15 protein-coding genes are annotated in these 19,847 nt (G+C 45.4%); 6 read left to right on the top strand and 9 right to left on the bottom strand.

The window, feature by feature from the left end:
* Nucleotides 1-59: 59 nt before the first annotated feature.
* The 5 genes from JM642_RS09245 to JM642_RS09265 form a co-directional block, all read right to left on the bottom strand.
* Entirely contained in the window at nt 60-2,243 is a 2,184-nt protein-coding gene (locus JM642_RS09245; RefSeq protein ID WP_239000510.1) for a DUF3488 and transglutaminase-like domain-containing protein, read from the bottom strand.
* Nucleotides 2,244-2,254: 11 nt separating this feature from the next.
* Complete coding sequence (locus JM642_RS09250) at nt 2,255-3,343, bottom strand: DUF58 domain-containing protein (RefSeq protein ID WP_203433542.1); 1,089 nt, start codon at nt 3,341-3,343, stop codon at nt 2,255-2,257.
* A 50-nt stretch (nt 3,344-3,393) separates the two neighbouring features.
* Nucleotides 3,394-4,305 (bottom strand): AAA family ATPase, encoded by a 912-nt coding sequence (locus JM642_RS09255; RefSeq protein ID WP_037418048.1) that lies wholly within the window; start codon nt 4,303-4,305, stop codon nt 3,394-3,396.
* A gap of 568 nt (nt 4,306-4,873) precedes the next feature.
* Nucleotides 4,874-5,281 (bottom strand): DUF6404 family protein, encoded by a 408-nt coding sequence (locus JM642_RS09260; protein ID WP_144346286.1) that lies wholly within the window; start codon nt 5,279-5,281, stop codon nt 4,874-4,876.
* 201 nt (nt 5,282-5,482) lie between these two features.
* The gene (locus JM642_RS09265; protein WP_203433544.1) at nt 5,483-6,913 is read right to left on the bottom strand and encodes a hypothetical protein; all 1,431 of its coding nucleotides are present in this window, start codon (nt 6,911-6,913) and stop codon (nt 5,483-5,485) included.
* 529 nt (nt 6,914-7,442) lie between these two features.
* Between JM642_RS09265 and JM642_RS09270 the strand changes: the two genes are divergently transcribed.
* On the top strand, nt 7,443-7,643 hold the full coding sequence (locus JM642_RS09270) for a hypothetical protein (protein ID WP_226871866.1): 201 nt from the start codon (nt 7,443-7,445) through the stop codon (nt 7,641-7,643).
* Between the two features lie 266 nt (nt 7,644-7,909).
* Here JM642_RS09270 and JM642_RS09275 read toward each other — a convergent pair whose 3' ends face one another.
* The 3 genes from JM642_RS09275 to rmuC form a co-directional block, all read right to left on the bottom strand.
* The gene (locus JM642_RS09275; RefSeq protein WP_203433546.1) at nt 7,910-8,611 is read right to left on the bottom strand and encodes an EAL domain-containing protein; all 702 of its coding nucleotides are present in this window, start codon (nt 8,609-8,611) and stop codon (nt 7,910-7,912) included.
* 193 nt (nt 8,612-8,804) lie between these two features.
* Nucleotides 8,805-10,730 (bottom strand): transglycosylase SLT domain-containing protein, encoded by a 1,926-nt coding sequence (locus tag JM642_RS09280; protein ID WP_203433548.1) that lies wholly within the window; start codon nt 10,728-10,730, stop codon nt 8,805-8,807.
* 68 nt (nt 10,731-10,798) lie between these two features.
* Entirely contained in the window at nt 10,799-12,412 is a 1,614-nt protein-coding gene (gene rmuC / locus JM642_RS09285) for a DNA recombination protein RmuC (RefSeq protein ID WP_203433550.1), read from the bottom strand.
* A 274-nt stretch (nt 12,413-12,686) separates the two neighbouring features.
* On the opposite strand from rmuC, the gene msrP reads away from it, so the two are divergent.
* A complete protein-coding gene (msrP, locus tag JM642_RS09290; RefSeq protein WP_037417836.1) occupies nt 12,687-13,721 on the top strand; it encodes a protein-methionine-sulfoxide reductase catalytic subunit MsrP in 1,035 nt (344 codons plus the stop codon).
* A gap of 105 nt (nt 13,722-13,826) precedes the next feature.
* The gene (gene msrQ / locus JM642_RS09295) at nt 13,827-14,474 is read left to right on the top strand and encodes a protein-methionine-sulfoxide reductase heme-binding subunit MsrQ (RefSeq protein ID WP_126513171.1); all 648 of its coding nucleotides are present in this window, start codon (nt 13,827-13,829) and stop codon (nt 14,472-14,474) included.
* A 94-nt stretch (nt 14,475-14,568) separates the two neighbouring features.
* Here the strand turns inward: msrQ and gloA are convergent, their stop codons facing one another.
* On the bottom strand, nt 14,569-14,979 hold the full coding sequence (gloA, locus tag JM642_RS09300) for a lactoylglutathione lyase (protein ID WP_037417829.1): 411 nt from the start codon (nt 14,977-14,979) through the stop codon (nt 14,569-14,571).
* Between the two features lie 626 nt (nt 14,980-15,605).
* On the opposite strand from gloA, the gene dmeF reads away from it, so the two are divergent.
* The 3 genes from dmeF to JM642_RS09315 all read left to right on the top strand — a co-directional run bounded on the left by dmeF (nt 15,606) and on the right by JM642_RS09315 (nt 19,606).
* A complete protein-coding gene (gene dmeF / locus JM642_RS09305) occupies nt 15,606-16,802 on the top strand; it encodes a CDF family Co(II)/Ni(II) efflux transporter DmeF (protein WP_203433552.1) in 1,197 nt (398 codons plus the stop codon).
* Nucleotides 16,802-17,263: a MarR family transcriptional regulator gene (locus tag JM642_RS09310; protein ID WP_037417825.1), complete on the top strand. Its 462-nt coding sequence runs from the start codon at nt 16,802-16,804 to the stop codon at nt 17,261-17,263. The genes dmeF and JM642_RS09310 overlap by 1 nt, the downstream gene beginning before the upstream one ends.
* Before the next feature lie 249 nt (nt 17,264-17,512).
* The gene (locus tag JM642_RS09315) at nt 17,513-19,606 is read left to right on the top strand and encodes a prolyl oligopeptidase family serine peptidase (protein WP_172587335.1); all 2,094 of its coding nucleotides are present in this window, start codon (nt 17,513-17,515) and stop codon (nt 19,604-19,606) included.
* Nucleotides 19,607-19,847: the final 241 nt, after the last annotated feature.

The following is a 19,847-nucleotide window of genomic DNA, read 5'->3' on the forward strand; positions in this document are numbered from 1 at the left end:
AATTCTATGTGTTTGATTTATAAGATTCAACAATCTTGTCTGTCCGCGGTCTATCCTATCTATTTTAACTGTTTACTTGGGCCAAATAGCAGCCAGTTGAGGGCTTTGGCCGCGGCATTAAAGCGCTTTAGCGCCACTTGATAGTCGTTATCCGCCAAGTTTTGGTATTTCAATGCGACGTAGCTTTGGGTGAACGTGTCAAACTCACGACAAAACAGAGGGGATTGCTGCTGGTGCGTGTCAATAAGCTGTGCGGCAAAGTCGTTAGGACCTAGATGCTCAGGGCGTGAAATCCCAAATTTACTGAGTCGCTGGCAAATGCGTTGGTACTTAGCGCTGATGGGATCTTGTTCCCTTTTAAAGCGAAATAGCCCTACGCTGTAGGCGATATAGAGGCCAATAAGCCCAATACACATACTCATAAACATCGCGACTTTGGCCTTAGTGACTTCTCCTAAAATACCGCTTAGCACTTTGTTCTGCCGTTCTTGATTAAAACCGAGCACCCACAAACTCCAGTAATAATCAACGCTAGCAAAGCGTTGCCTCAACTCGTTGAGCCAAGGCATAGATTTAAAACGTAAACTGCTAAAAGGGCTTTCTTGCAGGTAACTTTGCTCAGGGGAAAACTCGGCATCAAAGCCTTGTTCAATCCGATTAGGTGCCACCATGGCGGTCGGATCAAAACGCACCCAGCCTTCATTCTCGAGCCACACCTCGGCCCAGGCGTGGGCCATGTATTGATACACGCTGAGGTAATTGGCCTGTGGGTTGTATTCGCCTCCTTGATAGCCTGTCACCATCCGTGCTGGTATGCCGCTGGCGCGCGCCATAAAAATAAAGGCAGAGGCATAATGGGCGCAAAAGCCTGCTTTGTTTTCAAACAGAAAGTCATCGACTTGCTGGCGGCCAATCGGTGGGGGCGTGAGGGTATAGAAGAACGGCTGTTGATTAAAATAGCCCATCATGGCCCAAAGTCGCTTATGGGGTTCTGGATATTTAGCCTTAAATTCAGCGGCGAGTTGGCGCGCTCGGGGATTGCTGTTTGGTGGCAGATTGAGGTTTATTTGTCGCTGTTTGTCACTTAAGGTGAGATCCATTTTCGCCTGCGGCCACGAACTGGCATTGTAGCCCATTCGTTGATCGACATTACGCAGCGCATAGAGCCGATAGTCGGGCAAATTCACCAGCTTATCATCTTGGCTGTAGGCCACATCAAGGCCAAATAGCCAAGGTTGATGACTGGGTTCGGCAATCACTTGGTAACGGTAAACCCTTGGTTGGCTATTGCTGGTACTGTTTTGTGTTTTTGGCGTTAACGAGGGCAACTGCCGCGCAGGATCTGGCCTTGAGGGCGGAAAGAAAAACGCATCCTTTTGAATTTGTTTGATACCCGCATCTTGGCGCCATGTTAAGCCGTCATAATCTTCCAGCACTAGGGCGCGCCAGTAGAGTTCGGCTTGGGTAGGGCTGGCATCGGTAAAACTCACCCTAAATGCCAAGGCCGATGAGCGAGTGAGTTTACTGATATCGCCCACGGCAAGGGAGTCCGAGAGCCCGGTTTGGGCTTCCTTCATATTGGGCACAAGCCAAAGCGGTGCAAAACGGGGCAGCACCAAAAAAAGTAATAACGCTAAGGGCAAACTTTGCAGCAATAACTTAGCGCCAATCCATGCCGTGTGTTGCCAGCGATATTGGTTTTGGTAGAGGGTGACCAGAACGCAGGTATTGATAATCGTGACGCCAATAAGGTGCACGGTATTGAGCATGGATTGGTGGTCAATAAAGGTGAGGGCAATTAAAAAATAGCCGACAATCACGACGGCTCTTACATCCCTAACACTTCGCATCTCAATGTATTTTAATGCATAACCTAAAATGAGCAGGTTAACTAAGGCGTTCAATAGCCCAATTGTGCCCGAGACCAGTGCCAGCGTGATTGCCGCGCCGATAGCAAGGCTTGTGACAAGATAACGGGGAGGTTTAGCGACTTTGCCGACATAGATACCAATGCGCCACAGCAAGCAAATAGCGCAGATCCCAAGGGTCCAAGGGGTGGTTTTATCAAATAACGGGCTGAGCACCGCTAAATTGGTGAGCAATAGCCAAAACAGGGTTTGACGACTGATATTATCCCCAGTTTGAGGTCCATTAGCGCGATAGGCATTTAGCTGAGCTGCACTCGCCTTGGATGAATTAAGATGTTGTTGGTCTGCACTTTCAGTGGCGATTGCATTGGTCATTGATTTGAGGCTCATAGGCGATCCTCAACATGTGATGCTGTTTGAGTGCTATGCCTGTGGGGAGGAATGTGTGGCTTATGACTAAATCCATGATTAACAGATAATTTATCGCTTGTATCTTGCGTTTGTGTATGTGTTCCATAAAGCGCCAGCGCCCGTTGGCAGGCGATTCGGTGCGAGTTACCGAGGGCGGGCGCCAGAATAATATCTTCCCCATTAGGCTGTTGCAGCCAAAGGCCAAAATATTGCTCAAGCTGACTTAAGCGGTTCACCTGCCAGCTTAATTGACTGAGCTGCTGTTCGAGGTGAGTAGGATCAGGGGCTAATTTTAACCAGACCGGATCACCTTGAGGCTGTTCAAACTCCTTGGTTAACATGCCACGCCCTTGGGCCCATTGCTTCCATGCCACTTGCTTTAATGACTCACCGAGCACATGGGGTTTAAGGCCTTTATATTCATCAATGCCAACAATATATTTGCCTGCCCGCTCAAGCGGTTCGTCCTGTCCGGATTCCGTTGCGGCTTCAAGTTGTAAGGGGCTTTCAAGCGGCTGGGCATAGACAATATGGGCGTTATCAAGGTCGATATGCGACCAAGCACGGCAGAGTCCTAAAGGGTAGGTGGATTCAATCTTCAGCCGTCCAGCGGAGACTATTCCACGCTGTTGATTTGCAAACGACACTAGCGCTTGCTCGTCCTGCGTGCCAACGTGTTTGACTAAATAACCTAAATTATTCGGATAATTTAGGCTGATATGATGGCTGCTGTGGTTTGAGTTAAGCAAAATAGGAAAAGTGATCGTCTCGCCCGCATACACCTCCGGCGGCGTCAGTGCCCGTAGTCGTAGCCCTGCTAAGTTTTTGTAACTATAGAGAATGCAGGTATTGAATAAGCTGAGCAGCAAAATACTCAGGCCAATCACGAGATTGTTCTGATAGTTAGTACCAAACAAGTACAGTAGCAATACCAGCCCCAGCCAAACAAACCCAAAGCCACTGGGCAGAATAAAGATACTGCGATGGCTTAAGGTGAACTCAGAACTGGGCGGCATGCGCCTTGCCAACCAGCGCTGCCAAAAAGCAGAAAACACGCGTTTCACACTGTCCTCATCTTCTTATCAATATTCACATTTAATGGCTGATTGAGCCGTTACATGATCGGATTCACACCTGCGAGGATCCGCTCCGAGAGCGCTTCACCCTGTAATTGACTGCTGGTTCTAAGCCGGTGTTCGGCGACGCTGCAAAATACTGCCTGTACATCTTCGGGCACTAAATAGTGTCTACCTTCTAAAAATGCCCAAGCCTTGGCTGCTTGTAACAGGGCTTTGGTTGCCCGTGGCGACAGGCCAATGGCGTCCGTTTGGCTGCGAGAATCATGGATTAAGGCCAAAATATAATTAAGCAGCGCATCGGATGCACTGACCTTATCGCATTGCTCCTGCAATTGGGTTAACGCCAAAGGGGTTAAACATTGCGGCAGATTATCCAGGGTTTGCGGCGTTTGCACTGTTTTGAGCATCGCAAGCTCGGCATCGTGGCTCGGATAACCAATGGAAATCCGCATCATAAAGCGGTCGAGCTGGGATTCGGGAAGTGGGAAGGTGCCTGATTGCTCCGTCGGGTTTTGCGTAGCAATCACAAAAAATGGATTGGGCAATCTGTGGGTAATACCATCGACAGAAATTTGCTGCTCGGCCATAGCCTCGAGCAAGGCGCTTTGCGTCTTAGGACTGGCGCGGTTAATCTCATCGGCCAGCACCATCTGCTTAAAAATCGGGCCGGGATGAAACACAAATTGCGCTTGGTGTTTATCAAAAATAGATACCCCGAGAATATCGGCGGGCAGCATATCACTGGTAAATTGAATGCGTTGATAACTTAAGCCTAGGCTCTGGGCGAGGGCATGGGACAGGCTGGTTTTGCCCATACCGGGTAAATCTTCAATTAACAGGTGCCCACGAGCGAGAATACAGGCGAGGGCTAAGCGAATTTGCCGTGGCTTGCCCAATAAAACCTGTTCAAGTTGTTGTAATAGTTGGCTTAAACCAGAATGTGCCACGTGAGACTCCTTGTGCATGGATGAGGTCATTCGCTCTACCACTATGGCGGAATATGTTGCGCTTAGCCAGTCACTTTTACTGTGAAATCAAACGGCTTAGTGAGTCGTTGCTAAGTAACCTTATGTAGGTCTTACTGTGCTTGGAGCTTTGAAGCATAGATATATAGGTGAGCTATGGCATTTGCTCAACGACGCGCAGCGAGTCCATCCGTGGATGCTCGACCGCCCCGTCCGTGGGGCGGACGGTCGTCTCGCTAATCGCCACGACTCACCTATTTAGCATCTGCATCGCCTGTAAATTTTAAAGAAATAAACAACACGTTTTGGGACAAAACCTTGCTAAATAATTCACTCTTATTAGCCAGATTTGGATTAACTATTCTAATAGCAATACTTCGTTTGACAACAAACTAACCAACACTCGATATCACCTGTCGGAATAGGCATAACAGAGACATGAATGACTTGTCTGGATATCAGTGATTCATCTTAGGGGAAAAACCGCCCCATAATAGCCGCAAATGGAGGATAGAGACGGGTTTTAGGAGCTTAGGTGAATCAGTCTGTCCTAGAGCGATTCATCTGCACACTCTTCAGCAAGATCACCCCAATCGGGCAGGTTATACTTCTTTTTCAGTTGACCACAATACCAAGAAACAGATAAACCATAGCCTAATGATATGAAGCAGAGTTTCATATAAAGCATAATTAGCTCTTCGATGGCGGCTACATCTTTGAAAAGGTCATTAGTATAAAAAAATATGAAGGATAAAATGGATAAGATGATAGAAAAAAAGCTGAAAAAGTAAGCAGTCTGAACAGCAAGAGTAGTCTTAAAACTTGCTAATAAGGGAGGTTGAAAATTAACACCATATTTCCACAGAAGCCGATAAAATGGTGGTGAGTAAGTTAGCTTAGAAATACCTTTTTGTTCCATTATTTTAAAATACGTATTCATTTTGCATTTAAATGTCATATCTAAACCTCTTAATTATTCACATGAATCAGTCTGGTGTAGAGTGATTCACAGGCTCACTTTGGGACACAAGTGTGTTAGATTTATAACTCTACTCGGTGAGTTTCTAATTAAATTTTTATGGATTAACACTGCCATCATAGAACCAAAACAGTTTAGTGAGTGTAGCTGTTTTGGTTCCTATGCATGGTCTTGTTATGTTTAACGATTTCTTTGAACTGTACCAACAGCTTTTCTGAAACAAGGGTGGACTTGCACTTCTTTCAATAACGGATTTTGAGTTTCACCGAAGTAGCTGACCTTACTTCCTCCATCACCACCTCTAATGAAATCACCAAAAAAACCAATATCAAATAGGATCTTTGCTAAACCTTTTGTACCTGCGTTATTACTAAGGTTGACAAACCAATCATGAGGGATTCGAACTTCATCAAGAATTTTGGACATTCTTTCTTCAAGTGTATCTTCATCAATTTGATACTTGGTCCTAAAGTAGTTGTTTCTCCAATAGTCAAATATTTTATCAAGATCAGGGTATTGATTAACGAACTCTGCGCATAAATCCTCTTTCTTCCATGTAGAATACTCTTCTTCGACATCTTTTAAAGTATCGTCTGATGGAGAGTTTTCAGAAAGAGCTTCGGTATATAACCGTGATAATTGAAGGAGCTCTCTTGGCCGCCCTAATGTTCGCTCAGTCATCCAACCAAGTGTAAATTGGTTGCCAATTTTTTCAGGAAATACCCTCAGGAAATCCGTTTGTATTTCAACTGACGGCATAGAGTCAAGAGACTGACTAATTCTCTCCGCTAGCAGCTTTTGGAAATTGTCGTCGGCCCACGTTATTTTATATACATCCCTATACTTGTCACTGTGGGTAGTTTTCTTCATCAATATTGAATATATATCATCTCTAATAAAGATAATTAGATTCACGTTGGCGTGTATTGCTTTTAGATACATTGAAGAAGTAAGCAAGCCTAACAGTATCTGATTACTTCTATCACTGTTATCCCACCCGATATCTAGATCATCGACCAATATAGTTATTTTGCATCCATCCTTTGCAAGGTTCTTTAAATGATATTCATATCTATCTATGGCAGATGACTCTTTAATAATATTCTCTAGTTGAAGACCTAGTTCACCAATGTCTTTAAACTTCAATTTTATAGAGCTAAGAATTGTTGTAACTGATTCTACAAAATCTGAGTTGACAACACCTTCGGCTTTAGCAAATTTTCTTGCGGCTTCAGCACTACCAACAGTAAGCTTGTTATCCTGCACAGAGCCGATTAAGTTGAGGCATTTTCTCATTATGCTATTAAGCCACGCATACTGAAAAATTGTCTCATCGCCCCGTTCTTGTTTAAGCAAATCAACTCCAGCTAGATTTCGAAATATCCCATTTGTAGGAGACACCTCAACAACTATGTGCTCGCGTTCATCCGCAAACTTGCTGATTAACTTCTTCCTGATTGCTGTTTTTCCTGCTCCTTTCCGCCCAATGATAAATGTTTTCTTAAACTGTGTTATTCGATCGAAGTTTAACGGCGTTACAAAGTAGGTCATTAGTGCAGGGTCGTTTTCAGCACTGTCATTGCCCCAGTCAATATTTCTTATATCTTTCAATCTCTTTTCCTTGCCTTATTTTCTAAGGTTTCTCTATGTCAGACAGCGAAAACATAACGATCATAACGCAACGGCGCGGTTTTCCGTGTCCGTGGCTTGTTTTGTGAGTTACAGAGTACATAAGAAGTGCGCTGATGATGGGCTATTTGACTTCCTTGTATCTGAACTCTCCATATTCCGCAAACATTGGGCTCACTTGAAGCTGGCTGGCGGTGACTGCGTGCCAGCTTGACTCAACTGCGTATGTAGTAACATTGTCGCATTACTAAAATTTGGTCAATCTTTGTATGTTAGATTTTGTCTAAAATCACATGCTGAATTAGAATGGGGCATTAGCTTTTTTGCCAAATGAACAGTGCAATGGTCGTCAAAATTGCTATTGTTGCAACAGTGACCGTTGGCGGCATGGCCGCTCTTTCACATCCATGTGAACGCGGCATTTACACTTCCATGTGTTGCAGATACCGCCGTCGAGCCTATAGGGACACTGCTTTTTAAACAAAGAGCACGGCGTGTCACTGGGGAAACAATGACAATTCATCCTACACACCTGACGACAAACTTATCTCGTTTTGGGGCAAAAGCCTTTAGCCAGATGAATAGTTCAATGATCGTTAAGAATGGCATTGTTGCAACAGTGTCCGTTGGCAGCATTGCCGCTCTTTCACATCTGACCCATAGGGATATGGGAAATGCCACTATGATGTTGGGAACATCATCGGCCATGTGAACGCGGTATTTACACTTCAATGTGTTGAAGATGCCGCCGTCGAGCCTATAGGGATACTTCTTGTTAAATAAATAGGCGGCGTGTCACTGGGGAAGTAGTGGCAATGTATTAATGACATATTCGATTCAGCTTTGGCAGCGTTGCTGGAAAAACAATGACAATCAATATCTGCACTATGTGACTATAAAATTCGAAGAACCATTAACATTATTAATGGCGGCAAACCAATATGCACTCTGCCATTTTTGTATAACACTTTATTCTTCCTAACAAATTAACTTTTCGCTTTGCTCTGGGCGGATAAACCAAGGTTTAAATAAAAATCCCTGTACTAGATCGACATTTAGTTCACTGGCTAGCTGGAACTGGGCTTCGGTTTCTATGCCTTCGAGGATGCATTGTTTGCCAGTGCGTTTTCCAAATTCAATCAATGCACTGAGCAGTGCGATACCGTGAGGTTCGGCAACTAAATTTAGCCAGTGACGATCAAACTTCAGATAATCCACATTCATCATTAAATCGACCGACAGCATGGAGTGGGGCGCACCGATATCATCAAGTGCCACGTTAATATTGGCTGCTTTAAATTGATGAAACAGTTGATTGGCAAGCTCTGCGTCATTAATGCAGGTATTTTCAATAATCTCTACTGTTAGTTGCGGGTGACTGGAGAGTAGGTCGAGTAACTTTTGGGTATGCACGCCGTTTGCTGCATGGGGATCGACATTCACAAATAAGCTTTGTTCAGCAGGAGCGTGTTTAAGCTGAAAGGCTTTGGCCTGAAACTCGATCGAAGCAAGTGCATCGCTGTTCTCGTGTAAGTGCTCAAACACCAAATTAGGGGCGATGGCTTGACCTTGCTCAAGGTAGAAACGGGCGAGTGCTTCATAACCATAAATGTGTTTAGTGTGAGGGCAAACGAAGGGTTGGTATTCGCAACTTAAGGATAAACCGCTGAGCTTGAGCATGTAGCAACGCATGGATAATGACTAATTGCTAATTATTCGCATTTAATAGTGCTAAGTGCAAATAAGTTTGCCTGAGTGATGTGCGTTTGCTGATTTTATATACATAGCTTAACGGTATGAATTTGAAACGGTATTATGTTTGTTAATGTAATAAAGGTGGCCTTTGCCACCTTTATTACATTTAGTCTTGTCCTTAGTAATGGAACTTCAGCTCAGCCTCGTTAAATAAAGGCTGTGGCTGTTGTTTTTGCGCTTCGTAAATCAAGCGATAACTTAACACGGCTTGTACATATTCACGGGTTTCGGTGAAGGGAATAGACTCGATAAAACTCATCGCATCGAGTTGACCATTTGATTCAGCTAACCAGCGGCGAACCCTTGATGGGCCTGCGTTATAAGCGGCTGTGGCTAATACTCGGTTTTGATTGAATTCCTTCAATAATTGGGCGTAATAGGCGCTGCCTAAGTTTAAGTTAAGTTCGGCACTGTAGAGATCCTTTGGATCGTTGTACTTAGCACCGTGTTTCTTCGCAGTCGCCTTAGCGGTAGCGGGCATGATCTGCATTAAACCGCGGGCACCAACGCCAGACGTTGCATAGAGGAAAAACGCACTTTCGCGTCGGCTAATGGCGCGGATTTCATCGATATTAACCTTGTGCTTTTTGCTCGCATGTTCAAAGCCCGATTGATGCGCCATTGGGAAGCGTAGGGGGATGTCGTCCCAAAGTTTGCCTTGAATACTGGCTTCGACGCCAAAGTCATACCAGCCTTGATCATGGGCATAACGGCCATAACGAGCACGCATGTCATTATTGCTGCGTTTGAGCAGTGCCACCCATTCATAACGGGCATCGAAGTAACGATCGAGCGCCATCAACTCCTGTACGCGCACAAAACCCAAATCATCTTCGAGTTTCGGACTGTTCCCATTGATAACTGGCTCAGGACTTTGATTTAGCGATACGGGTTTATTCAATAATTGTGAGGCGGCAAAACCGTAAAAGCCGCGCTCATTGCTAACGGCCGCTAGGGCTTTGGTGGCGCTTTCTGGGGCGTGTTTGGCATTGGTGCGATACAGCCAATATTGCCAGCGCTCTTTGGCTTGAGCTTCTGGTGATAATAAATCTAAGTAGCGAGCAATATGGGTGCTGTCCTGCTCGCGAATCGCCCAACGTAAACGACGTTCGAACATATCGTCGCTTTTCATCTCTGGCAGCAGATTATCTGCCCAGTCTTTAAAATTATCATCCTGCTCAATCAATACTCGGCGCACCAGATACTTTTGCAGCTGTAGATCTTGCGCGGGACTAAAACGTTTGGCTTTTTGATACCGAGTATATAAATCGATGGCTTGGTCGAGATCTTTACGGGCAAGGCGTTTTAACCCAGCAGCAACGATATCGCCAACAATAGGATTTTTGTCTTTAAATTTTTCAGTATGGCGCAGGCTATTGGGATCTTTAAATACGGCGACTAAGCGTTTGGCTTCGGCGCTATGGATCGTAATTTTTTGCGATAGAAAGCTCAAAAGACTGGTTTGGCCTTCATCGAAGCTCACTAACATCCTTGCCCAAATCACCTCTTGAGTGCGCTTGCCCGCTTTGGTCCAGGCATTGAACAGAGGGTCACATTCTTTCGGACGGGAATCACCATAGACCCATAGCGACTGCGCGGCGGTATAGGCGGTTTGGGTTTCACCTTTAGCAAGTTTTGCCTCATAAAAATAACACTGTAGCCTGACATCGGTTGGCGCATCTTGAGCCAGCGTCAGAAAATCGTTCCAGCGCTTTTGGCTACCAGCATTCAATAAATATTTCGAACGCAGTCTTTGGTACATTGGTGTTGTTTGATATTTATCTATCAAAAACTTAGCGTCATTACCGCGTAAATCATTGAGCCGACCTATATCGATATCATGGTCTAAGTAGATCGCCAGCGGATATTCACCTAACTTAGCACGCAGGGGCTTATAGGTTGCATAGTCTTGTTTCTTCAAGGCTTTTTCAGCCTCAAGAAAAGTCTTTTGGGTCGACGTTAAAGCAAAAGCCGCAGAGGCATTAAATGCACCTGCGATAATAATTGCGCTGGATAACACCATCTTTGTGAATGGGTTGCACATGCAGAACTTGCCTCCGGGCATCAAGGTTACAATCGATTTTTCCCTATCGATTCAGGATTAATAGTGATTTAGGCGTTTTGCTGCGTTTGGGTGTTGAGTTGTTCGAGTGCGGTGGCATCCTCAATTTTTGTTACCCTGGTTTGGTGTTCAGTTGTTTTAGCTGAGCTATCGTTTTCGAACTCGCTGGTTTCATCAATATCACTGTCGTCTAAGGCTTCATTGAGCGCCTTCTCAAGTAACATCTTATCGAGTTGTTTGCTGGTATCAACACCCAGTTGCTGCATTAAATGCGCTTGACGCACCAAATTGCCTTTGCCAGAGGATAATTTATTCATGGCACTGTGATAGGTTTTCTCGGCGTTATCTAAAGCGCGGCCAAGTTTTTCCATATCGTCGAGGTAGCCGCAGAGTTTGTCGTAGATCCGGCCTGCTTGTTTGGCAATGGTTTGGGCGTGTTGGTTTTGATACTCGTAACGCCAGATATTATTGATGGTACGCAGGGCAACCAAGAGGTTGGTTGGGCTGACCAGCATAATATTTTGCTCAAGGGCAAAGTTAACAAGGCTTGGGTCATGCTCTAAAGCCAGCAAAAATGCGGGCTCGATGGGGATAAACATCAGCACATAATCTAAGCTTTTAAGCCCGTGTAAACGCTGATAATCTTTTTGGCTCAAGCCTTTAATGTGGTTGCGTATGGATAGCACATGCTCATTGATGGCCTGTTCGCGCACCAGCGGATCTTCACTGTTAAAATAGCGCTCGTAGCTGACAAGCGACATTTTAGCATCGATCACCACGTCTTTATTTTCAGGCAAATGCACGATGACATCGGGCTTAAAGCGTTTGCCGCTGTCATCTTTGAGATCCTGCTGGGTGTGGTACTCGTGGCCTTCGCGCAGGCCACTTTCTTGCAGCACGCGGTCTAAAATCACTTCGCCCCAGTTGCCTTGCTGCTTATTATCGCCTTTTAGGGCTTTTGTCAGGTTAATGGCATCTTGGCTCATTTTTAAGTTGAGCTCACGCAAGTGCTCTAATTGATGTTTGAGTGCACTACGCTCGGATTGCTCATGGTTATAGGATTCGCGGATTTGCTGCCTAAAACCTTCTAACTGTTGCTTTAACGGCCCAAGTACGCCTTCCAATTGATTGGCGTTTTGGTGTTTAAAGTTTTCGCTGCGCTCTTCGAAAATACGGTTGGCGAGATTTTCAAATTGGGTTTGCAGACGTTCTTCGGCACTTTCTAGGGTGGCGATCTTTTCCCGCAGTGATTCTTGCTGGGCATCCGCTTTGGCCTGAATAGTTTGTTGTAGGGCATTGGATTTAGATAATGCCAGTTGTAATTCGAGTTGACGGCGATGACTATCGTTTAATTGCTGCTCTAAACTCGGCACGCGCTCGGCTAAGGCCTCGGCTTTGCCTAGATGTTCGATTTTTTGCTCTAGGCGCTGCTGGCATTGACGGAGTTGGCTATCTTTATCGTCCACTAAGATTTGCTGCTGCGCGAGGGAAAGCTCTGCATCTTCGTTCACTTGGCGCATTTCTTGTTCTAACTCGTCCTTAAACTGTTGCCAGCGAGAACGGGTGAGACGTTGATTGAGTAGGGCACCGATTAACAGTCCTAAAAAGGCCACGGCGATTAGGCCGATGATCTGGGCGAGGGAAAAAGATTGAGAAAATGGCATCTTACTAGCACTCCTTTTGCGATGGCGCCTAGGGTCGCATGCCCCTAGAAAGGCTTCAAGTGCTTTAATAAACAATCTGTTTAGCTGATGACTCAAATGAGCAAGACTTAGTCGCTTAGGTTGATATAGTGTGAGGGATGAAATTTTTTTGCGGTTTTCTGTGTCTATATCCCTACAGCTTATCAACACAGGTTAATTTACCTGAGCTTTATGGGTGAGCGCTTAGCGTTAGCAAAAGCCGGTACATAACATTTTATTTCTGCAGAGGTGTCAATTGGCTAATCAATCACGTTTTACACCGGGTATTTTGAAAAAAGCACGCTGGCATATACAAGACAATCAAGTTACTCCTGAGTCGGTCTTTAAGGCGCGCCGCCACATAGTGAAAGCCATGGGGTTAGGTGCGATTGGTGCCAGTATCCCAGGTTATGTGCAGGCGGGATTATTCGATCTGTTTGGTGATCAGCCCAAAACCAGCTTTATCACCACGCCACTGACTTTTGAGGCCAATGCGCGCTTTGGTCAGGGTGAGGTGCTTACACCATTTGATAAGGTCACAACCCATAATAACTTTTATGAGTTTGGAACCAGCAAACAAGACCCGTCTGATAATGCGCAGCATTATAAAGTCGACCCTTGGCAATTGCGTATTGAAGGCGAAGTTGAGCGCCCCATGACGCTTGATTATCAGGATCTGACTAAGCTGTTTCCGCTTGAAGAGCGTACTTATCGACTGCGCTGTGTTGAAGCTTGGTCGATGGTGATCCCTTGGGTTGGGTTTCCTCTTGCGGCGTTATTGAAAAAAGTGGGCGTAACCAGCAAGGGAAAATATGTCGCTTTTGAGACCGCCTTCGATCCCGAGCAAATGCCAGGACAAAAAAGCCGTTTAATGGGCGGTGGTATTCATTATCCTTATGTGGAAGGCTTAACCATTGCCGAGGCGATGAATGAACTGACGCTGATGTCAGTCGGGCTGTATGGTAAAACCCTGCCGCCGCAAAATGGCGCGCCAATTCGGTTAGTGGTGCCGTGGAAATATGGTTTTAAGAGCATTAAATCCATTGTGCGTATTCGGGTGATGGACAAGCAGCCACCCACCAGCTGGAATCAACTTGCACCCCATGAGTACGGGTTTTATGCCAATGTGAACCCAGCTGTCGATCATCCCCGGTGGTCACAGGCGAGTGAGCGGCGCATCGGTGAAGGTGGGTTATTCTCGGCGCAGCGCATCGATACATTGCCTTTTAATGGCTATGGCGAGTTTGTGGCCTCTTTATATGACGGCATGGATTTGAGGCAGTTTTATTAATCCATTCGGCGACCGTATTCTAGGCGCAATCGATTGCGCCAGTTGCAATATCTGTCTAGCGAGATAATGGTTAGCGCCATTAAAGGGGAAAAGAGTAGGAGTCTTATGTTCAACATCACGGCGTTAAGAGTCACGCCAAAACAGCTGCTCTGGGTAAAGTTAGTTTTTCATTTGATTGGGCTTATCCCGATTACTTGGTTGGTTTTTACTGTGCTGTCGGGGCGTGCGGGCGGCGACCCTGTGCAGCATATTATCCACTTTACTGGAATTGGCGCACTCAATGCGCTACTGGCAACACTACTGATTTCACCTATTGCCAAGAGATTTAAGTTAGGTTGGTTAATGCAGACTCGCAGGCTTGTCGGCCTGTATGTGTTTGCCTATGCCACACTGCATATTGTGGCGTTTTTCAGTTTAGATCTGCTGTTTGCCTGGGAGTTATTCTTCAGCGAGGTGGCGAAACGGCCTTATATTTTAGTTGGTGCTGTGGCTTATGTGATTGTGAGCGCCTTAGCGATTACCTCATTTAAGGTCTTAATGCGAAAAATGGGCCGCCGTTGGCAAACGCTGCACAATGGAGTGTATGTCGTGGCGATACTAGCACCGATCCATTTTTATTGGTCGGTCAAATCCGAAATCATCGAACCGAGTCTGTATATCCTCGGTTTTGGTTTGTTGCTCGCATGGCGTTTACCCATTTGGCAGAAGAAGCGCAGCAGCCGTATCGCGATGGCCGCCGAGGGCAAGCGATAATCTGTAGTGTTGGTATTTATCAACGAGCAAAGAAAACGGCGTTTGCATACACTGCAAGCGCCGTTTTTATATCAGACGTTGGAAGAGAATAGGTTTAACCTAAACCTTGGGTTGCCGATTTCATTTGAATAAATTCAATCTTATAGCCGTCAGGGTCTTCCACAAAGGCGATTTCGGTGGTGCCACCCGCAACAGGGCCAGGCGCGCGTGTCACTTTACCGCCTGCGGCGGCAATGGCTTCACAACGAGCATAAATGTCTTCATCACCAATGGCGATATGGCCAAAGCCTGTGCCGAGATCGTATTTTTCAGTGCCCCAGTTATAGGTCAATTCAATCACCGCTTGGCCTGTTGACTCTTCACCGTAGCCCACGAAGGCTAAAGAATATTTGTATTCTGGGTTTTCTGAGGTGCGAAGTAGCTTCATGCCAAGTATTTGAGTGTAAAAATTAATACTGCGCTCTAAGTTACCAACGCGGATCATTGTGTGTAACAGTTGTGACATAGGATTATCTCGGTCAATGAATTATGCCGGCATTATAACAAAAATCATTGTTAATCGAGTCTTAATGTTAATCGAATAAGCGAATTGCTATGCCTTGATTTTTGAATTGATGTGCGCTAGGCGAGGTTGCATGGTGTGAGCTGTATCACGTCACCATTAAACGCGATGTGAAAAGTACAGGATAATTTAGGTCTTGCTCACAAAATAACTATCTCAATATAGGCATTTATCGCAGGCTTGATAATAATGGGTTCATACCCACTAGGAGAGTGAATATGAACACCGAACTTAAAATGGCGCTAGGTACTACAGTTGTAATTGCTTTATTTTTCAGTGCATTCTTCGTATCTATGTTCTGATACCGCATTCTAATCAAATCCTGTGTTAAGGCGCTTAAATCGGTTGATTTAAGCGCCTTTGTGTTTCTAGACTCCGCCATTTTCCGTATCTGTCCGTTTTAACATCTCGTGATTGTCGGCAATATTTCTGCAAATAGTTTGAAAAATGATTATTTTGATATTTATATATTTTGATTTTCAAACTAAAATACTGATATAAGTCATCAAACACCACAAGTACTGTTGCCTCAATCGGTTAGAGAAGGGCAGGGAGCGTAGGAAAAGACAATGAAAATAACACCCTCAACAGAAACGACTCAGCCAAGTAATGGCCTTGGACACTCTATCGCCCAGTGGCAACATCCCCATGGATTCTCTACACAAAATACTGATGGCGAAAAAAATACCCGTTATGTGCTGTATTTAACGGTTATCACTATGGTGGCCGAGATTGTGGCGGGCACGATATACGGCTCTATGGCATTGCTGGCCGATGGTTGGCATATGGGCACTCATGCCGCCGCCTTTATGATTACGCTGTTTGCCTATTCCTATGCCCGTAAGCATGCCAATGATCCAACCTTTGCCTTTGGTACCGGTAAAGTGAGTGTCCTTGGCGGTTATACCAGCGCCATCGCCTTAGGACTGGTTGCACTTATCATGCTTATCGAATCAGGGATGCGTTTGATAAACCCTGAGAATATTCACTTTAATGAGGCCATTTTCGTGGCCTTGGTTGGATTAAGTGTGAACGTATTAAGCGTGTTTTTGTTGAAAGACCATCACTCCCACGACCATGGACATTCACATGGGCATTCACACGGTCACTCTCATGGCAACACTCACGCACATGATCATGATGATGAGAACGATGACCATAAGGCTCATCAAGATAATCATTGCTGCCATGGGCACGATCATCATGCTGCTGACCATGACCATGACCATGACCATGACCATGACCATGACCATGACCATGACCATGACCATGACCATGACGACCATTCACACAACCACGCACATGGGCATTCGGGGCATGATCACAACCTTAGAGCGGCTTATTTTCACGTATTAGCTGATGCATTAACCTCAGTGCTGGCGATTGCCGCACTCTTATTCGGTAAATATATGGGCTTAACCTGGCTCGACCCGATTATGGGGATTGTAGGGGCAATTATTATCAGTCGCTGGTCATGGGGATTGATTCAGCAAACGAGTCCAATTTTGCTCGACGGCGGGGTAAATGCAGCGTTACAGCGTAAAGTGCGCGAAACCATTGAAGCGGTGCCTGATCACCAAGTCGCCGATTTACATATTTGGCGCGTGAGTGCCGATCACCATGCTATTATGTTATCCATAGTGTCCCACTCACCGAAAGAAGCCAGTTATTTTAATCAGTTACTGACTAAGTTCCCTGAGTTATCCCATATTACTATTGAGCTGCATACTTGTCGTCAACGTGAGTGTGTCGCTAAGGAAGCCTAATGACAGTTGCACCGCAGCATGATGCTCTATCAGCCTCGGCCGTCCATTCCACGGATCAGGCGTTAAACCATGTGATTATTGAGTTTTATGAAAAATTATCATCTTGGGAGCATGCTATCGTGCGTGATAAGGGTTTTAGCCTATCACAGGTTCACACCATTGAATTATTGGGAGTGCACGGCGCGATGCGGATGAAGGAACTTGCTGATAAAATTGGGGTAACGACTGGCACGCTTACGGTGCAAATCGATAAGATGGTCGAATCCCAATGGGTTGTGCGCCGCCCGCACGAAACCGATAGGCGCTCGATTCTGGTCGAGTTAACCGAAAAGGGCCAAGCACTATTTCTTGAGCATGATGCGCTGCATTTGCAATTAACGACCGATCTCACCGCTAAAATGAGCGCGGAGGAGCGCAGCGTGCTGCTGAACCTGCTGACGCGGATGAACCAAGAGTTTTAATTGCACATTTATGTAGCTCATTAAGTCACGATTAAAGCGCCCCGATGGGCGCTTTTTTTATGACACAACATCTTGAATATTTTCGATTCATTCTCGATTAATCATCCGTGATTACAATATCTTATCTTTTGTTACATTCTTGTTGGATTAAAAGTTGAACTGAAAATCAATTAAGGTAATGTAGAGCAGAAATTAAGATGGACTCAATTTAAGGGCTCTGTTTAAGGACTCTGTTTAAAAAGGAATAACATGAATCGTAAATTACTGCCTTGGTGCATCGCAGGTGTGCTCACTATGACTGCTCAAGTCCACGCGCAAGAAGACAAGTATATTTGGCTTGAAGAGGTTGAAGGCGCCAAGCCTATGGAATGGGTTAAAGCCCAAAATGCCGCTTCTGCCGCTGAAATTAAAGCGTTCAAAGGGTTTGATACCTTAGTCGCAAATAGCCTCGCTATCCTCAATGACAAAGAGCGTATTCCTTACGCCACCCACATCGGCGACAAGCTGTATAACTTTTGGAAGGACGATACCCATGTCCGGGGGATTTATCGCCGCACGACCATGGAAGAATACACAAAGGCGCAACCCAAGTGGGAAACCGTGCTTGATGTCGATGCTTTAGGTAAGTTGGAATCGGTTAACTGGGTATTTAAGAGCATTGATTGCCAATATCCCGATAATCAACGTTGTTTTGTGTCTTTATCTCGTGGTGGCGCCGATGCGGTCGAAGTGCGTGAATTTGATTTAACCACCAAAGATTTTGTGCCAGCAAAAGATAAGCCATTCTTTTTAAAAGAAGCGAAATCTAGCCTAAGTTGGATAGATAAAGACCAAGCATTTGTCGGCACCGACTTTGGCGATGGCCAAAGTATGACTGACTCAGGTTACCCCCGTGTCGTTAAGTTATGGCAACGTGGTACGCCACTTGATCAAGCGAAAACGATTTTTAGTGGGGATAAAACCTCTGTCGCGGTATCGGGTTGGGTGATGTTCGACGATAAAACTCCGCTGAGCCTAGTCACAGAAGCACATACTTTTTATACCGCGACGCAGTATGTTTACCAAGACGGCAAACTGATTAAACTACCCATCCCACAAGATGCCGAGATTAAAGGCTATTTCCAAGGCAAATTGTTTATTGAGCTAAAAAGTGACTTAGCAACGCCTGCGGCGACATTCAGCCAAGGCGCTGTGGTGTACGCCAATGTGGCGGATTTAATTGCCCAAAAAGCGGCGTTTACTGAATTTGTGAGCCCTACGCCAACAGCATCAATAGCGCAGTTAAGTTTTAGTAAGAGCGCGATTTTTGTTAATTGGCTCGATAACGTGAAGAGCAAGCTGGTTCGCTACGAGCAAGATGAAAAAGGTGCATGGCAAAGCACGCCAGTGCCCTTTGAGGCCAACGGCGCGCTAACTGTGATGGATATGGAGCGCGACAGTGACGATTTCTTTGTTAACTACACTAGCTTCCTTGAGCCATCGAGCCTGTATACCGTCAATGCTAAGGCGCTTAAACCTCAAAAAATCAAAGGCATGCCTCAGCAGTTTGCGGCGGATAAATTTAAAACCGAGCAATATTTTGCCACCTCAAAGGATGGTACCAAAGTGCCTTATTTTGTGGTGATGGCAAAAAATCTTAAGCTCGATGGCAGCAATCCAACACTGCTTTATGGTTATGGCGGATTTGAAGTGTCTCTTCGCCCAGCGTATTCAGCCACTATTGGTAAAAACTGGTTAGAGCAGGGCGGTGTGTATGTACTGGCCAATATCCGAGGTGGCGGCGAGTATGGTCCTGCGTGGCATCAAGCGGCGCTTAAGCAGAATCGTCATAAGGCCTACGAGGACTTTGAGGCCATCGCTGAGGATTTGATCGCCCGTAAGATCACCTCGAGCAAACATCTAGGCATTCAAGGTGGCAGTAACGGTGGTTTGTTGATGGGCGCCGCCTTTACCCGTCGTCCCGATCTCTATAATGCCGTGGTATGCCAAGTGCCTTTACTCGATATGTACCGTTTCAATAAGTTACTCGCTGGCGCAAGTTGGATGGGGGAGTACGGTAATCCTGATGTTCCAGAGGAATGGGCTTACATTAAAACTTATTCGCCATACCATAACCTGCATAAAGACGTGCATTATCCTAAGGTGTTTTTTACCACCTCAACCCGTGACGACAGGGTACATCCAGGGCACGCCCGCAAGATGGTGGCTAAGATGAAGGATATGGGTATTGATGTGCTTTACTATGAAAATATCGAAGGTGGGCATGCTGGGGCTGCAGATAATAATCAAGCTGCGGAACTAAATTCAATGGCGTTTGCCTACTTATTACAGCAGTTAAAATAATCGCACTTGTTACCGCAGTAAATTAACAAGCTGGGGTTAGTTCCGAGCAAGTCCCTATAGGTTGGGGAGTCAAAAACGGTCGAATGCCTTCAGATTCGGCCGTTTTTTTAATCCGCATTATAACTTGTTAATTATAAAGATTATTTAATTGAGGAGAATCTGACGACTTGCTAAGATGGCGCAAATTGTAGGGCATAAGATTGCCTTAAGAAAACTAAGTTAGCTTCGGCCCACTATTGAT

It is taken from the genome of Shewanella sp. LZH-2 (assembly GCF_016859145.1).
GTDB lineage: Bacteria > Pseudomonadota > Gammaproteobacteria > Enterobacterales > Shewanellaceae > Shewanella > Shewanella xiamenensis.

What these genes read in the sequence shown, in the direction of transcription:
- JM642_RS09245 (WP_239000510.1), bottom strand. Translation starts at nt 2,243, where the DNA reads ATGACCAATGCAATCGCCACTGAAAGTGCAGACCAACAACATCTTAAT.
- JM642_RS09260 (WP_144346286.1), bottom strand. Translation starts at nt 5,281, where the DNA reads ATGACATTTAAATGCAAAATGAATACGTATTTTAAAATAATGGAACAA.
- JM642_RS09270 (WP_226871866.1), top strand. Translation starts at nt 7,443, where the DNA reads ATGACAATTCATCCTACACACCTGACGACAAACTTATCTCGTTTTGGG.
- JM642_RS09275 (WP_203433546.1), bottom strand. Translation starts at nt 8,611, where the DNA reads ATGCTCAAGCTCAGCGGTTTATCCTTAAGTTGCGAATACCAACCCTTC.
- JM642_RS09280 (WP_203433548.1), bottom strand. Translation starts at nt 10,730, where the DNA reads ATGTGCAACCCATTCACAAAGATGGTGTTATCCAGCGCAATTATTATC.
- rmuC (WP_203433550.1), bottom strand. Translation starts at nt 12,412, where the DNA reads ATGCCATTTTCTCAATCTTTTTCCCTCGCCCAGATCATCGGCCTAATC.
- msrQ (WP_126513171.1), top strand. Translation starts at nt 13,827, where the DNA reads ATGTTCAACATCACGGCGTTAAGAGTCACGCCAAAACAGCTGCTCTGG.
- gloA (WP_037417829.1), bottom strand. Translation starts at nt 14,979, where the DNA reads ATGTCACAACTGTTACACACAATGATCCGCGTTGGTAACTTAGAGCGC.
- dmeF (WP_203433552.1), top strand. Translation starts at nt 15,606, where the DNA reads ATGAAAATAACACCCTCAACAGAAACGACTCAGCCAAGTAATGGCCTT.
- JM642_RS09310 (WP_037417825.1), top strand. Translation starts at nt 16,802, where the DNA reads ATGACAGTTGCACCGCAGCATGATGCTCTATCAGCCTCGGCCGTCCAT.
- JM642_RS09315 (WP_172587335.1), top strand. Translation starts at nt 17,513, where the DNA reads ATGAATCGTAAATTACTGCCTTGGTGCATCGCAGGTGTGCTCACTATG.